General features: G+C 39.1%; 14 protein-coding genes and 1 pseudogene. All 15 read left to right on the top strand.

Going from position 1 to position 14,639, the window contains the following annotated elements; all coding sequences use genetic code 11:
* Positions 1-7: 7 nt before the first annotated feature.
* The 15 genes and pseudogenes from murG (at position 8) to ACI3ES_RS07300 (ending at position 14,611) form a co-directional block, all read left to right on the top strand.
* Entirely contained in the window at positions 8-1,099 is a 1,092-nt protein-coding gene (gene murG, locus ACI3ES_RS07370) for an undecaprenyldiphospho-muramoylpentapeptide beta-N-acetylglucosaminyltransferase (RefSeq protein WP_080518944.1), read from the top strand.
* A complete protein-coding gene (locus tag ACI3ES_RS07365) occupies positions 1,099-1,812 on the top strand; it encodes a cell division protein FtsQ/DivIB (RefSeq protein ID WP_114666854.1) in 714 nt (237 codons plus the stop codon). Before murG ends, ACI3ES_RS07365 begins: the two co-directional genes overlap by 1 nt.
* Positions 1,813-1,921: 109 nt before the next feature.
* Entirely contained in the window at positions 1,922-3,244 is a 1,323-nt protein-coding gene (gene ftsA / locus ACI3ES_RS07360) for a cell division protein FtsA (RefSeq protein ID WP_114666853.1), read from the top strand.
* Between the two features lie 23 nt (positions 3,245-3,267).
* Complete coding sequence (gene ftsZ, locus ACI3ES_RS07355; RefSeq protein WP_114666852.1) at positions 3,268-4,566, top strand: cell division protein FtsZ; 1,299 nt, start codon at positions 3,268-3,270, stop codon at positions 4,564-4,566.
* 9 nt (positions 4,567-4,575) lie between these two features.
* The gene (locus ACI3ES_RS07350; RefSeq protein WP_114666851.1) at positions 4,576-5,043 is read left to right on the top strand and encodes a cell division protein SepF; all 468 of its coding nucleotides are present in this window, start codon (positions 4,576-4,578) and stop codon (positions 5,041-5,043) included.
* Positions 5,044-5,046: 3 nt separating this feature from the next.
* Positions 5,047-5,310: a YggT family protein gene (locus ACI3ES_RS07345; protein ID WP_004914758.1), complete on the top strand. Its 264-nt coding sequence runs from the start codon at positions 5,047-5,049 to the stop codon at positions 5,308-5,310.
* Positions 5,307-6,104, top strand: a pseudogene (locus ACI3ES_RS07340) (RNA-binding protein). Before ACI3ES_RS07345 ends, ACI3ES_RS07340 begins: the two are co-directional and overlap by 4 nt.
* A 75-nt stretch (positions 6,105-6,179) precedes the next feature.
* Entirely contained in the window at positions 6,180-6,845 is a 666-nt protein-coding gene (locus tag ACI3ES_RS07335; RefSeq protein WP_080519685.1) for a DivIVA domain-containing protein, read from the top strand.
* 300 nt (positions 6,846-7,145) lie between these two features.
* Complete coding sequence (ileS, locus tag ACI3ES_RS07330; protein ID WP_142511644.1) at positions 7,146-9,938, top strand: isoleucine--tRNA ligase; 2,793 nt, start codon at positions 7,146-7,148, stop codon at positions 9,936-9,938.
* A gap of 147 nt (positions 9,939-10,085) precedes the next feature.
* A complete protein-coding gene (locus ACI3ES_RS07325) occupies positions 10,086-10,406 on the top strand; it encodes a PTS sugar transporter subunit IIB (RefSeq protein ID WP_010291907.1) in 321 nt (106 codons plus the stop codon).
* A gap of 13 nt (positions 10,407-10,419) precedes the next feature.
* On the top strand, positions 10,420-10,740 hold the full coding sequence (locus ACI3ES_RS07320; protein ID WP_114666864.1) for a PTS lactose/cellobiose transporter subunit IIA: 321 nt from the start codon (positions 10,420-10,422) through the stop codon (positions 10,738-10,740).
* Positions 10,741-10,816: 76 nt separating this feature from the next.
* Positions 10,817-12,253, top strand: coding sequence for a 6-phospho-beta-glucosidase (locus ACI3ES_RS07315; RefSeq protein WP_036068181.1), 1,437 nt, complete (start codon positions 10,817-10,819; stop codon positions 12,251-12,253).
* Between the two features lie 99 nt (positions 12,254-12,352).
* Positions 12,353-12,844: a PH domain-containing protein gene (locus ACI3ES_RS07310; protein ID WP_114666848.1), complete on the top strand. Its 492-nt coding sequence runs from the start codon at positions 12,353-12,355 to the stop codon at positions 12,842-12,844.
* Positions 12,837-14,291: a PH domain-containing protein gene (locus tag ACI3ES_RS07305; RefSeq protein ID WP_260353887.1), complete on the top strand. Its 1,455-nt coding sequence runs from the start codon at positions 12,837-12,839 to the stop codon at positions 14,289-14,291. Before ACI3ES_RS07310 ends, ACI3ES_RS07305 begins: the two co-directional genes overlap by 8 nt.
* Positions 14,292-14,404: 113 nt before the next feature.
* On the top strand, positions 14,405-14,611 hold the full coding sequence (locus ACI3ES_RS07300; RefSeq protein ID WP_004914739.1) for a hypothetical protein: 207 nt from the start codon (positions 14,405-14,407) through the stop codon (positions 14,609-14,611).
* The last annotated feature ends 28 nt before the right edge of the window (positions 14,612-14,639 follow it).

The raw sequence follows: 14,639 nt of genomic DNA, 5'->3' as shown, positions 1-14,639 counted from the left end.
AGTCGTTATGAAAATTATTTTATCTGGTGGTGGAACAGGTGGTCATATTTATCCGGCGCTTGCTTTAGCTGAAGTGATTCAAAAGCATGAACCCGATACAAAATTTTTGTATGTGGGATCAGAGCGAGGTGTTGAATCTAATATTGTTCCTGCAACAGGAATGGCATTTGAGCGCCTAACTGTTCAGGGGTTCAAGCGGTCACTATCTTTAGATAATGTTAAAACGATTTCTCTGTTTTTAAAAGCCGTTCGTGAGGCAAAAAAAATTCTTAAAGAATTTCAGCCAGATGTTGTCGTTGGCACTGGCGGATATGTCAGTGGGGCAGTTGTTTATGCAGCCCAACGATTACATATTCCAACGGTCATTCATGAACAAAATTCAGTTGCTGGTGTTACAAATAAATTTTTGTCTCGTGGTGCGACGCGTATCGGTGTTGCTTTCGATGTTGCGTTATCACAATTTCCCAAAGGAAAAGCAACGGTGGTTGGAAACCCAAGAGCACAGCAAGTTGCTTCACTCAAGTCAAATTTCTCATGGCAACAGATTGGCTTGCGTGATGACAAACAGACTTTGCTAATATTTGGTGGGTCTCAAGGTGCGCCAGCTATTAATTTAGCAGTTATTGATGCTTTAGAAACATTTAATCAACGAAGCTATCAAGTTGTGTTTGTCACTGGTCCCAAACGTTATGATAATGTCCTTGCAAGAATGACTACACAACCAGCTGAAAATGTCAGAATATTACCTTATATTGACAACATGCCAGAAGTTATGGCACAAACTGATGCGATAGTGGCAAGGGCTGGCGCGACATCAATAGCAGAAATTACAGCGCTGGGTATTCCGTCTATTTTAATTCCGAGCCCCTTTGTGACAGGTGATCATCAAACTAAAAATGCGCAAAGTTTGGTTGATGCTGGTGCTGCATTGATGATTTCCGAGCCATCTTTGTCAGCAGTTACGCTAACTCAAGCTGCCGATACATTGTTATTAAATGATAAGGTGAGTGAGGCTATGGCAGCTCAGGCAACTAAAATTGGTGTGCGTGATGCTGGCGAAAGACTTTATGCACTGATTCTTGATGCAATTGGAGAATGATGAAAGAAGATGTACCACAATTAAAACATATTGTAAACAAGAGACGACCGTTACAACTTTGGCTGAGTTTAGCGGTTTTTGCTGTTTTGATTGGCGGTTTAATATTGATTTTACAACCTTGGCGTACGATTAAAAATGTGTCAGTTGCGTCAACGGTCGTTTCTAAAGAGCAAATAAAAAAATATGTTAATGTTGATCAAACGACACCGTATTGGCGTTTGGTTGGACAACAAGCTTTTATTGAAAATCGACTGCAATCACAAAACAATAAAATAGACTCGGTAAAAGTGACTTTAAATGATGGCGATGTGTTGTTTACTGTTGTTGAAAGAGTCAATGCTGGATTTGTTCAACAAAAAGGACAGTGGTATGCTATCAATCAGCAAGGAAATCGTCATTCAGTCAGTCAACCAGATGGTGATGCACCAGTTTATACAGGCTTTAAGAGCGATGACACATTGGCTAAAACGGCTGTCACATTTTCCAATTTTGAAGCATCTTTGCGACAAAATATTAGTCAAATAATATTTTCGCCTACAAAAGAGAACCCGAAACGCCTAAAAATTATCATGGCTGATGGTAATACTGTGCTGGCAACGACAACAACATTTGGTCAAAAGATTGTTTATTATCCTGGTATTGCAGCACAAATGAAAGCAAAAGGTGTGGTTGACCTACAATTTGGCGCTTTCTCATATAACTATAAATCTTAAATATGAAACGTACTGAAAAACTAGAATTGGGTCGCAAAATATTGCGATTTTATGTTATTATTAATATTAGGTATATTTTGTAAAAATAATTAACAAAGGGGCACAACGCATGAATAATTCAGGCGTGACGGTTGGATTGGATATTGGAACCACTTCAATTAAAGTTGTCATTGCACAAACTGCTGGGAATCAATTTAATGTGATTGGTGCGGGAAGCGCCCCTTCACGTGGCTTACGCCGTGGCGTGATTGTCGATATCGATACGACTGCCGCTGCGATTCGTGAGGCGATTGATCAGGCACAAGAAAAAGCAAATATTAAAATTACCGATGTTGTGGTTGGTGTTCCAGCTAATCAAGTTGAAATTATCAATGTTAATGGTCTGGTATCTATTGCCAACCAAAATAAGCGCATTACTTATCAGGATGTTCAAAATGTAGCGCAACAAGCATTATCAAATGGCTTGCCCGCAGACCGTGATGTGATTGAATTAGTCGTTGAAGAGTTCGTTGTTGACGGATTTGATGGCATTAAAGATCCTCATGAAATGATAGGTGTAAGGCTTGAAATGCATGGGGTGGCCTATGTTGGACCTAGCAAGATTCTTGATAATACGCGAATGGCAATTCAAAAGGCCGGACTAAATTTGCAAGAATTTATTCTGTCACCATTGGCTCTTGGTACAACTATCTTGAATGACGGCGAGCAAGACTTTGGTACTGTTTTGATTGATTTAGGTGGCGGACAGACTAGTGCTGCTGTTATCCATGATCGTAAATTGAAGTACACGTTTGTCGATATTGAAGGTGGTGATAGTGTCACCAAGGATATTTCAACTGTGCTTGGCACTTCTTACATCAATGCTGAAAGAATAAAACGTGATTACGGCTTTGCTGATCCATTGCAAACCGACCAAGACAACGATTTTCCAGTCGAAGTTATTGGTGAGGTTGTACCAAAACAATTTGACGAGAAGTATTTATCGGAAATCATTGCGGCTCGCTTAGAGCAAATGTTTACGCGAATATTTGATCATTTACAACAGGTTAATGCTTTGAATATGCCAGGAGGCTTTGTTTTAACTGGTGGCAATGCAGCGCTGCCAAAAATGGTTGATTTTACCAAACAATTATTGGGCGATAATGTTCGTTTGTTTGTACCAGATCAAATTGGTTTGCGACATCCTTCGTACACGCGTGCTTTGGCATACTCAGTGTTTGCATCTAGAGAAAACATGGTGCAACAGGTGATTAAACAAACGATTATGAACCGTCGTGAGGTTACACCTAATCCTGAACCAACACCAAGTGAGGCACCACAACAAGAATCATATGACAGTTATCAATACGTCGATGATGCCACTGTGGCACCTCGTGAAGGCTGGTTTGGAAAAATTCGCCAAAAGATAAACAATTTATTTAACGAAGATTAAAAAGACACTTAAGGAGACAACTCATGGATTTTTCAATTGATGATACCCAAGAAGCGGGTGCAATCATAAAAGTTATCGGTGTTGGTGGTGGTGGCTCAAATGCTGTTAACCATATGATTGAAGAAGGCGTCAGTGGCGTTGAATTTATCGTAGCCAATACTGATGTACAAGCACTAGATAAGTCAAAAGCCGATACAAAAATTCAAATCGGTCCTAAATTAACCGGTGGCTTGGGAGCAGGCTCGAATCCAGAGCGTGGTACTAAAGCTGCTGAAGAATCAACTGAAGATATTGCTAATGCCTTAGCTGGTGCCGATATGGTTGTGATTACTGCAGGTATGGGTGGTGGAACTGGTAATGGTGCAGCTCCTGTCGTTGCACGTATTGCTAAAGAACAAGGCGCATTGACCGTTGCGGTCGTTACACGACCATTTAAATGGGAAGGCCCAAAGCGCGGACGTTTTGCTGCTGAAGGATTACAGGCTTTGTCAGAGTCTGTTGACTCATTAATCGTGATTACTAACGAACGTTTGAAAGATCGTATTGACCTTCGTACACCACTATCTGAAGCATTTAAAGTAGTTGATGAAGTTGTGGCACAAGGTGTTCGAGGCATTTCTGAGCTGATTACTAATCCTGGTTTCATCAACTTGGACTTTGCTGATGTGAAAACTGTCATGCAAGATGCCGGACCTGCTTTGATGGGTGTTGGTCAAGCAAGTGGCGAAACCCGTGCAGCTGACGCAACAAAACAAGCTATTTCGTCACCGTTGCTTGAAGTCGACATGTCAGGTGCGGAAGACGTTTTGCTTAATATCACCGGTGGTCTAGATATGTCATTGTTTGAAGCACAAACGGCTTCAGAAGTTATTAGCCAAGAAGCAGGACGTGACGTGAACGTTATATTTGGAACATCAATTGATGAAGATCTTGGTGATTCAATTCGCGTGACAGTTATTGCGACTGGTCTTCAAAATACTAACGATAAATCCAAACAATCTGCAGCCAAGAATGTAGCACCAGCTGCTTCAGTTTTTGGAACAACAACGTCGACTGAGTCGGCAGCACCTTCGTCTGCTTCATCAGTTTTTGAAAAACCAGCGACAGCATCACCAGCCCCCAAAGTGACACCAACACAAAACGATCCGTTTGCTGATTGGAATATTGGTGGCACAACCAAAGACGCATTTGCTGAAGATGATCGTTTTGATGGTGTTCAGAAGCAATCATTTGATGTCTTTAATACACCGAGCTCAAGTGCTGCGGTTGATTTGGGCAATGATGACGACACTGACCAACCACCATTTTTCAAGAAACGTTAAGGAGAACTCATGGCATTAGGGGACACAATTAAACGTCTATTTAGTAATGAGGAAGATTATTACGAGGATGAAGGGTATGATCAACAATCATACCAAGAACAGCCACAACCACAGCCTGTTCAGCAACAAGCAAATACTTCCCAACAACAACGATTTACACGACCATCAACTACTACACAACAAGCCAATTCAGACTTTAATAGTGCGAATAGTAAAATTGCATTGTTTGAACCAAAAGTATATTCTGATTCTCGAGCGATTGCTTCACAAATTTTGGGTGGTGAAGCAGTGATTGTCAATTTCACGCAGATTGATGAAGCACAAGCTAAACGAATTCTTGATTTTCTGGGTGGTGCTGTTTATGCTGTTAACGGTGAAATTGAACGTATTGGACAATCAATTTTTTTGGTCACACCAAATACGTTTGAAATTTCTGGAACTTTGACAGATAATCTTGAGCCCAACAGTAGGTACTAATTCATGATTGCAGAAATTGTCATATGGTTGTTTCGATTAGTGCAATATTATGAATATGCAATTGTTATTTATATTTTAATGTCTTGGCTACCAGGTGCTCGTGAGTCTGGCTTGGGCCGATTCTTGGGTCGTATTGTCGAGCCATATCTACGAATTTTTAGGTTTATTCCACCAATTGGGATGCTTGATTTTTCACCGATTGTCGCAATTTTGGCTTTGAATTTTGCACGTAGTGGTTTGCTACATTTAGTTTCGATATTCCTATGAGTAATGACGTGCTAAGTATTTCACAACATTTTCGTGAGTACGAACAACCTTTCATACAACAAGTTCTGGATTGGGTAAAACAGGCTGATGATGACTATCGCTTAATTCTGACGCGATTTTTAAATCCGAGAGAACAATACATTCTACAAACATTGATTAACCGTCAGTCTGGATTGTGAAGTTATTTGTATGGTGGTGTGGATGGCGCTGAAAGTCAAAGGGCAATCATTGCGCCAGAAGTATTTGAAGTAAAACAAGAAGATTTTGAAATTGGTTTACTAACTGTACAATATCCAAAAAAGTTTGCCACGCTACATCATTCGACAATTTTGGGCACCTTAATGCACTTGGGTATTAGTCGGGATGTACTTGGCGATATCCTATTTGATAATGAAGAAACGAATTGGCAAATCATTGTCGATCAGAAAATGTTAGCTTATATCCAGCAAACCGTTACAAAAGTTGGACGAGTTGCTGTTAATCTGAAAGCGCAATCGTTAAGTGAAGCCCTGCCTGTTTTAACTAATTGGCAAGAGCAATTTGCTTTAATGTCATCTTTGCGACTTGATGTTGTCATATCATCTATTTTTCAACTGTCACGTAGTGATACTAAGACACTTATTGAAAGTGGTCAAGTTCATGTGAATTGGATGCTTGCGCAAAAGGCCAATTTGGAAATTTCTGTAAATGATTTGATATCAGTTAGAAAGCATGGTCGTGCACAAATCAAGTCACTAGATGGTCGGAGTAAAAAAGATAAGTTGAAAGCAATTGTCAATGTTGTACAAAGATAGTAATGTCAGGCTTCTATCTAATTTAGACTAGGCATGATAAAATTATGAAGTACAATTATGTTAAAGGAGAAAGTTATGGCATTATCACCAGATGAAATTTTAAATCACGAATTTACAAAAAAAGGCAGTAAGGCTTATGTTGCGACTGAAGTTGATGCTTTTTTGGATCAAGTCAATAGTGATTATGAAGCGCTAATTGCTGAGCGAGATGCGCTTAAAGTACAACTTGAGCAGTCGCAATCGCAAGTCGAGGCGCTAGAAGCCAAGCGTGAGCAAGTTAATCAGTCTATTTTTGTCGCACAAGAAGCAGCTGACCGATTGAAAAAAGACGCTGATGTTGAAGTGAAAAAGCAATTGACGCATGCACAAGAAGCAGCTACTAAAATCATCAGTGATTCTCGTGTTAAGGCGGAAGCGGAAGCAGAACGTCTAGCACAAGAAAACGCAGAATTAACCAATGAGCAAAACCAATTACGTACAGAAGTTGAAAGTTTTAAAAATTCCTTCTTGCAATTATTAACAGCACAGCGTACACTATTAGAAAATGATGAGTTAGCAGAAGCTGTTCATCGTTTACCAATTGGTCAAGTAACAGCCAATCGTATTGGTAAAGTTGCTGAAGCAGCACCAGTTGAAGTTTCAAGCCAGTCAGAGCAAGAGTCAGATGAACAGGAAACAGCAGAAGCCCAAGGGCCGGTTGTAGTGTTTCCAGAATCAGAAGACCAAGCGGACAATCATTAATAATTATAAAAAGCGTAACACAGCAAAATTGGCATATATACGTGCAGCGAGTCATGGTGGTGGAAGATGACCGTCCCTGATGCCAATCAGATCAGTTACTAGTTTTGTTTAGCTGAAATTTTAGTAAGCTAGAACGGCGCAGGCCGTTAATACTGATTTGAGAGTAATAATGAAGATTAGTTATTACTAAACATTGGGTGGTACCACGTGAAAACGTCCCTATGCAGATGATGCATAGGGACGTTTTTTATCATTATTTTAAATGATTGTTGTCGATTAACTTTTTTAGGAGAATGAAATATGAAGTATAAAGATACGTTGAATCTTGGTAAAACGGCTTTTCCAATGAGAGGGTCGTTGCCTAAGACGGAACCAGAACGTCAGGCAAAATGGTATGAGGAAGACTTGTATCAGCAACGTTTGGCCCAAAATGAGAAGAAACCTCATTTTAACCTACATGATGGACCACCATACGCAAATGGTAATATTCACATTGGTCACGCCATGAATAAAATTACCAAGGACATTATTGTACGTTATAAGAACATGACTGGCTTTTATGCACCTTATGTTCCCGGTTGGGATACTCATGGTTTGCCAATTGAACAGCAATTGACAAAAGCAGGTCATGATAGAAAAAGTATGCCTAAATCAGAATGGCGTAATTTAGCTAAAGAATTTGCTTTGCAACAAGTTAATAAGCAACGTTCGGATTTCAAACGTTTGGGGGTTCTGGGCGATTGGGAAAATCCATATATTACATTGAAGCCAGAATTTGAGGCAGCGCAAATTAGAGTTTTTGGTGCAATGGCTGGGAAAGGCTACATCTTTAGAGGTGCGAAGCCAGTGTATTGGTCATGGTCGTCTGAGTCAGCTCTTGCTGAAGCTGAAATTGAATATCATGACATTGATTCAACCTCATTGTTCTATGCCAATAAAGTAAAAGATGGCAAAGGTATTTTGGATGATAATACTTACTTTGTGGTCTGGACAACAACGCCGTTTACTGTTACAGCATCTCGTGGTATTACGTTAGGGCCTGATTTCGAATACTCAGTTGTGATACCAGCTGGTGATACGAGACAATTTGTTGTTGCGACTGAACTACTCGATTCAGTCGCACCTAAGTTTGGTTGGGAATCATATGAAACGGTCGCAACCTATAAAGGTCAAGAGCTTGATCGCATTACAGCTTATCATCCTTGGGATAGTGAGCATGAAGAATTAGTGATGAATGCTGATCATGTTACGCTTGATTCAGGAACTGGCTTAGTTCATACAGCACCCGGATTTGGTGAAGATGATTACAACGTTGGAAAAAAGTATGGCTTACCCGCTGACGTAACAGTAGATTCAAAGGGTTATATGACAGCCAACGCGGGTGCTGACTTTGAAGGCAAATTCTATGATGATGTTGTTGGCATTGTCATCAACAAATTAACGGATGCTGGGTTGTTCTTGGCAAAAGAAAAGATTACCCATTCTTACCCATTTGATTGGCGTACCAAAAAACCAATTATTTGGCGGGCAGTGCCCCAATGGTTTGCTTCTGTGGCCAAGTTCCGATCAGAGATTTTAGCCGAACTTGATAAGGTTACATATTTCCCAGATTGGGGTAAAGTTCGATTGCACAATATGATTCGCGATCGCGGTGATTGGGTTATTTCACGACAACGTGTTTGGGGTGTACCATTACCAATATTTTACGCAGAAGATGGTACAGCTATTTTAGACGAAAAGTTGATCAACCACGTCGCTGATTTATTTGCTGAGTATGGTTCGAATTATTGGTTTGAACATGATGCTAAAGAACTTTTGCCAGAAGGTTACACTAATGAACATTCACCAAACGGTGAATTTACTAAAGAAGAGGATATCATGGATGTCTGGTTCGATTCTGGTTCATCGTGGAATGGGGTTTTGAATACACGACCTGAATTAGATTATCCTGCTGATATGTATTTGGAGGGGTCTGATCAGTTCCGTGGTTGGTTTAATTCTTCTTTGATCACATCTGTGGCCGTAAATGGCATTGCGCCATACAAATCTATTTTGCACCAAGGCTTTACATTAGATGGTAAAGGCAACAAGATGTCCAAATCTCTGGGAAATACAATTTCGCCACTTGAAGTAGCTGACAAAATGGGAATTGAAATTCTGCGTCTTTGGGTGACATCGGTCGACACGTCACAAGACATGCGTGTTTCAAATGAAATTTTGAAACAAGTGTCAGAGAGTTATCGAAAGTTGCGCAATACGTTACGTTTCTTGCTGGCAAATACCTCTGATTTTGATCCAAAAGAAGATGGTGTGTCATATCAATCATTGGCAGCACATGATCAATATTTCTATGCCTTAGAAAATAATTTTGTTAAAGATGTGCGCAATGCTTATGATAATTACCAATTCAACGATGTCTTTAAGCGTGTGATTAACTTTGTCAACGTTGATCTATCAGCCTTTTATCTTGATGTGGCTAAGGATGTTGTTTATGTTGAGGCACCTACTGGGCAAGCTCGTCGCTCAATGCAAACAGTCTTCTATAAGATTTTGACTGATTTGACGCGATTGTTGCTACCAATCTTACCTCACACAGCTGAAGAAGTATGGGAATATCTTCCTTATGAAACAGCACAATTTGCTTATTTGACTGATATGCCTGATGTTCAAGATCTAGGTGATACGACAGTTTTGTTTGAACAGTGGTCAACCTTTATGAGTCTTCGTGACGCTGTCAACAAGGCACTTGAAGAAGCACGTGAAACCGACTTAATTGGTAAAAATGCTGAGGCTTCTTTGACGCTTTATCTGACGACTGAACAACAGTTATGGTTAAAAGATTTGAATGCGGATGTCCGTTTGTTGTTAATGGTGTCACAACTTCATTTGGAATCATTGGAAAGTGCGCAAAATGTACAAGACTTTGCAGGTTGGCACATTACTGTTGCTCACGCCACAGGTCAAGTATCGCCACGAGATCGCCTGTATCATGACGATATTGGTTCTGACACTGATTTTCCAGAATTGTCAAAGCATGAAGCAGATATTGTCCGTGAGTTTTATCCAGAAGCCCTAACTGAGGGACTAGAATAGTATCAAAAAACATCACAATTCACAATTGTGATGTTTTTTTGATCGTTTTGGAAAAGTATGAACAAACTGTGAAAGCGTTTACATTTGATTGAAAACATGCTATGATAAGGCTATAAACGAAATGATTTTTTAAAGGAGAAACATATTATGGCAACTAAAACAATTATGCTAGCTTGTGCAGCTGGTATGTCAACATCATTATTGGTAGCAAACATGCAAAAGGCCGCCGCGGCTCAAGGAAAGGATTACGATATTTTTGCAACTTCAACGTCTGATGTTGACGCTAAGCTAAAAGAAAAGCATCCTGATGTTGTGATGCTTGGACCTCAAGTTGCTTATATGAAAAATGAGGTTAAGGGACACACAGATGCCGCTGGTGTGCCAATGGATGTCATCAATATGATGGATTATGGCATGATGAAGGGCGACAATGTTTTGAAGTCTGCCGAAACATTGATGGGAGTTTAAGATGGCCGATTTGATGCAAGACGAAGCACGAATGCAAGTTGTGATGGGTCTGATTATGCATGGTGGCAATGCCAAGTCGCAAGCTTTTCAGGCAATTCAGTTGGCTAAATCAGGTGATTTTGAGGGTGCACAAGCAGCAATTGATGAAGCTGATAAATCACTTAAAGAAGCACATGATGTTCAAACGGACATGCTAACACAAGAAGCACAAGGTAATCATACTGAAGTTGACTTGTATATGGTTCATGCCCAAGATCATTTGATGAATGGTATTACTTTTCGTGATTTAGCAGTTGAAATCATTGCACTTCATCGCAAATTGGCAGAGAACTGATTGAAAGCTCGCTTTTGCGGGCTTTTCTTTTACAAAATAATCGCTAAATGAACCTAAGAACTGGAGAAGATAACAAATGACAACAGGTTATAAAATGCCACAAGACTTTTTATGGGGCGGTGCAGTAGCAGCACATCAACTAGAAGGTGCTTGGAATGTTGACGGCAAGGGTGTCTCAATTGCTGATGTGATGCTGGCGGGAAAAAACGGTGTTAAACGCGTTGTAACAGACACTGTTTTACCAGATGGTAATTATCCTAATCATAGAGGCATTGATTTTTATCACTCGTTTCCGCAAGATTTTGCATTGATGAAAGAATTGGGGATGAAAGCGTTTAGAACATCTATTGCTTGGACGCGAATTTTTCCAAACGGTGATGAGGAAACACCTAACGAGGCTGGCTTGGCATTTTATGATAATATGATCGATACGATGATTGATAATGGCTTAGAGCCAGTCATCACGTTATCTCATTTTGAAATGCCATATCATTTAGTGACTGAGTATGGTGGATGGCGTAATCGTAAAATGATCGACTTTTTCACTAAATTTGCACGTGTGGTATTCGAACGTTATGGTGATCGTGTCAAGTACTGGATGACTTTCAATGAAATTAATAATCAAACCTCTTGGATGGATTCACATCCAATGCTACAAAACTCTGGGTTAAAAGATTATCCAGCAGAACAGGCACAAGAATTGATGTATCAAGCCTCACACCATGAGTTAGTTGCCTCAGCCTTAGCAACTAAAATTGCCCATGAAATCAACCCAAACATCATGGTAGGTGATATGATTGCGATGAACCCTGTTTATCCTGCAACATCAAACCCAGAAGATATTTTGATGGCACAGAGAGCGATGCAAACACGTTATTATTGGGGTGATGTCCATGCGTTGGGAGAATATCCTAACTGGCTGTTGAAATTCTGGTCACACAAAGGGTTCGATATTAAAATGGCACCTGAAGATGCTAAAATCTTAAAAGAAAACACCGTCGACTATGTGGCGTTTTCTTACTACATGAGTTGGACTGTTTCTGCAACTGGCGATGACTATTTAGAATATGATGAAGAAGCTAACCACGGCGACAATCCTTACCTTAAACAATCAGATTGGGGTTGGCAAATTGATCCAACAGGTGTTCGTTATGCGATGAATTGGATGTGGGATCGTTGGCATAAAAAAATGATGATTGTTGAAAATGGTTTTGGTGCTTATGATAAATTGACCAGTTCAGGTGAAATACATGATCAGTACCGGATTGATTACTTCAAAGGACATATCAAGTCCATGGAGCAAGCAGTTGCTTTAGATGGTATTCCTCTAATCGGGTATATGCCGTGGTCTGGTATTGATATTGTTTCCGCTTCAACTGGCGAAATGGCCAAACGTTATGGTTTCATTTATGTTGATTTAGATGATATGGGCCAAGGTACGGGAAAGCGCTACAAAAAGGATTCATTTGATTGGTACCAGAATGTCATTGCAACCAATGGTGAAGTATTATAAATCTTTAAAAGCTAGTGAAATGCTAGCTTTTTTGCATTCGATACATTGCTTTGATACACTGAATATTATAAATGTCTAGTATTTTTGGGGGAGAAAAATATGATTCCAGAAAAAGCCACGCAGCTGCCTAAAACGGCTAAAATTGTTTGGTTAATTCATGATGTCATCGCTTTGTTGTTTTTAGTAGTCGTGGAAATAATTATTTACATGCTTTTTTTGCGCGGTAATTTTCATCAACTAGCAATGATGATTTTAATCATTATGGTTTTGATAGCTACTTTGCCTGTTATACACATGACGCTAATTCCTTATTTTTATCGATTTAGACGTTACGTGATTGATGATCAGGCGGTTTACATTTATCGTGGTTTTATTTTCAGAAAGTCTGAATCAATTCCACTGAATCGTATTCAAAATGTTGATACCAAGCAGGGACCGATTTTACGTTATTTTAAATTAATGGATTTATCTATTGAAACAGCGGCACATGGGTTCCAAATTGAGGCTATTGGTGAAGTAACAGCTAAAAAGTTGAGAGGTCAATTAGTCAAAGCAGCTTTACACGCCCGTGAGGTAGCTTCAGATGACTAAACAGCATCAAAGTTGGTTTGCCATTGTTGTTAATTTTTTTAGTCATATCAAAATAATGATTTGGCCAATTATATTAGGCTTGTTCAATATTAAAAACGATGGCGTGATTTTTTTGCCTTTGATAGTATTAGGTATATTTGTCGTATTTATTGGTAGCGCTTGGATTCAGTGGTTATTTTTTACCTTCGAATTTGATGACAATGAGCTATCAGTAAAACAGGGTATTTTTAATAAAAAGCAAGTTCATGTGCCTTTTGAGCGTATTCAAACTATTTCTAGAACGATGCCATTTTATTATCAACCATTTCAATCCGTGCGTTTACAAATTGACACTTCAGGGCAAGGAAAACCAGAAGTGGTCTTTGATGCTCTGAGTTTGACACAAGCTGATATTATCGAACAAAAAAGACGCAGTGCCCAAAATAAAAAAACCAGTGTTGAAGAAATTAGGCCAAAGCAATCTATATCAGAGCTAAGATATCATGTGACAAATAGGGACTTAATGTTATACGCTGTTACCTCACTGAGTGGTCTTGGTGGCTTTTTAGCTTTATTCACATTATGGACGCAAATTGACGATATTTTACCAAAACATCTCAAAGCGACAGTCACGGACTTTGTGAATCATCAATCTATGATAGTATTGAGTTCTTTGATTGTAATTGGTCTATTTATAGGTATTGTCGTTGGATTTTTCAGGATTTATAATCAATATTTTGATTTTAAAGTTTTACATGAAGAAAATCATCTTGTGATTTCGCGCGGTTTACTAGCACGTAAAAGTGTCCAACTTAAGTTTAGTAGAATTCAGGCTGTTCAATTGCGACAAACTTTGCTGAGAAGAATGGTTAAGTTGATGAGTGCCAACGTTTTGCTTTCCGCAAGTCGAGATGAAGATGATAAGAAAACTGTACTGATTCCAGTAGTCAGTAGTCAAAAGGCAACAACTACGTTGCAAAAAGTTTTGGGAGTTGATGACTTTGATATCAAGCAGTGGCAACCTAGCGCTATTAAGACAGCTGCATGGTATCAGGTTAGATTTAGTTTATTGCGGTTGGCAACTATGATTGTTGTTTTGAGTGGTATTGTGATGATCTGGCTACCAAAATATTGGGATTGGCATAATATATTGCTCGGTATTTTGATTGCTTTAGTCGTGGTAGGGTTTTTGATTTTAAAAAACATAATGACAATCAAAGATCAAAAAATCGGATATTGTGAGTCTGCTATTTACTTGCAACGTAGCAATGGCTTAACTAAAGAGGGTTATTTTATCACGCGTGATAAAATACAAGGACTTAATACGCATGGTTTATATACATTAGCAGCAAAAAAAGCAACACATCTTGACATTATTGTTCGTGATGATAATGGTGGGCACACCATACGGTTACGATATGTACCTGAACAGACAATAACAGTCCTTAACAAATGGCTATTTTTGTAACCAACAACTCATTTTTTAAAATTTTGATTGTAATAATTTAATCTTATGAAGATTTTTTGTTATTTTCTTGTTAATTTGGTAGAATAAATGATATATCAACTGGAGGATTTTTTATGACGGAGAATGAGCAACTCACTAGTTGGCAGAATCAGCTTGTAAAAATTATTAATGATTTAAATACACCACACACGCTTGGTGGGATTACTAATGAGGCAAATCGCAAACATGATTCTTTTTTGGCGCGCCGTGCTTTAGATAATTTGATTATTTTGAGTGAAGAAATCAATATTGCACGTGAACAGCAAAATGATGTCAAGTAAAAACCCTTGACATAACTTACAAGTAGTG

It is taken from the genome of Leuconostoc falkenbergense (assembly GCF_045801155.1).
Taxonomy (GTDB): domain Bacteria; phylum Bacillota; class Bacilli; order Lactobacillales; family Lactobacillaceae; genus Leuconostoc; species Leuconostoc falkenbergense.
Note: the sequence above shows the minus strand (reverse complement) of the source record. Positions and strands in the feature narration are given on the sequence as shown.

Coding starts and splice junctions, on each gene's coding strand:
- murG (WP_080518944.1), top strand. CDS start 8: ATGAAAATTATTTTATCTGGTGGTGGAACAGGTGGTCATATTTATCCG.
- ACI3ES_RS07365 (WP_114666854.1), top strand. CDS start 1,099: ATGAAAGAAGATGTACCACAATTAAAACATATTGTAAACAAGAGACGA.
- ftsA (WP_114666853.1), top strand. CDS start 1,922: ATGAATAATTCAGGCGTGACGGTTGGATTGGATATTGGAACCACTTCA.
- ftsZ (WP_114666852.1), top strand. CDS start 3,268: ATGGATTTTTCAATTGATGATACCCAAGAAGCGGGTGCAATCATAAAA.
- ACI3ES_RS07350 (WP_114666851.1), top strand. CDS start 4,576: ATGGCATTAGGGGACACAATTAAACGTCTATTTAGTAATGAGGAAGAT.
- ACI3ES_RS07345 (WP_004914758.1), top strand. CDS start 5,047: ATGATTGCAGAAATTGTCATATGGTTGTTTCGATTAGTGCAATATTAT.
- ACI3ES_RS07335 (WP_080519685.1), top strand. CDS start 6,180: ATGGCATTATCACCAGATGAAATTTTAAATCACGAATTTACAAAAAAA.
- ileS (WP_142511644.1), top strand. CDS start 7,146: ATGAAGTATAAAGATACGTTGAATCTTGGTAAAACGGCTTTTCCAATG.
- ACI3ES_RS07325 (WP_010291907.1), top strand. CDS start 10,086: ATGGCAACTAAAACAATTATGCTAGCTTGTGCAGCTGGTATGTCAACA.
- ACI3ES_RS07320 (WP_114666864.1), top strand. CDS start 10,420: ATGCAAGACGAAGCACGAATGCAAGTTGTGATGGGTCTGATTATGCAT.
- ACI3ES_RS07315 (WP_036068181.1), top strand. CDS start 10,817: ATGACAACAGGTTATAAAATGCCACAAGACTTTTTATGGGGCGGTGCA.
- ACI3ES_RS07310 (WP_114666848.1), top strand. CDS start 12,353: ATGATTCCAGAAAAAGCCACGCAGCTGCCTAAAACGGCTAAAATTGTT.
- ACI3ES_RS07305 (WP_260353887.1), top strand. CDS start 12,837: ATGACTAAACAGCATCAAAGTTGGTTTGCCATTGTTGTTAATTTTTTT.
- ACI3ES_RS07300 (WP_004914739.1), top strand. CDS start 14,405: ATGACGGAGAATGAGCAACTCACTAGTTGGCAGAATCAGCTTGTAAAA.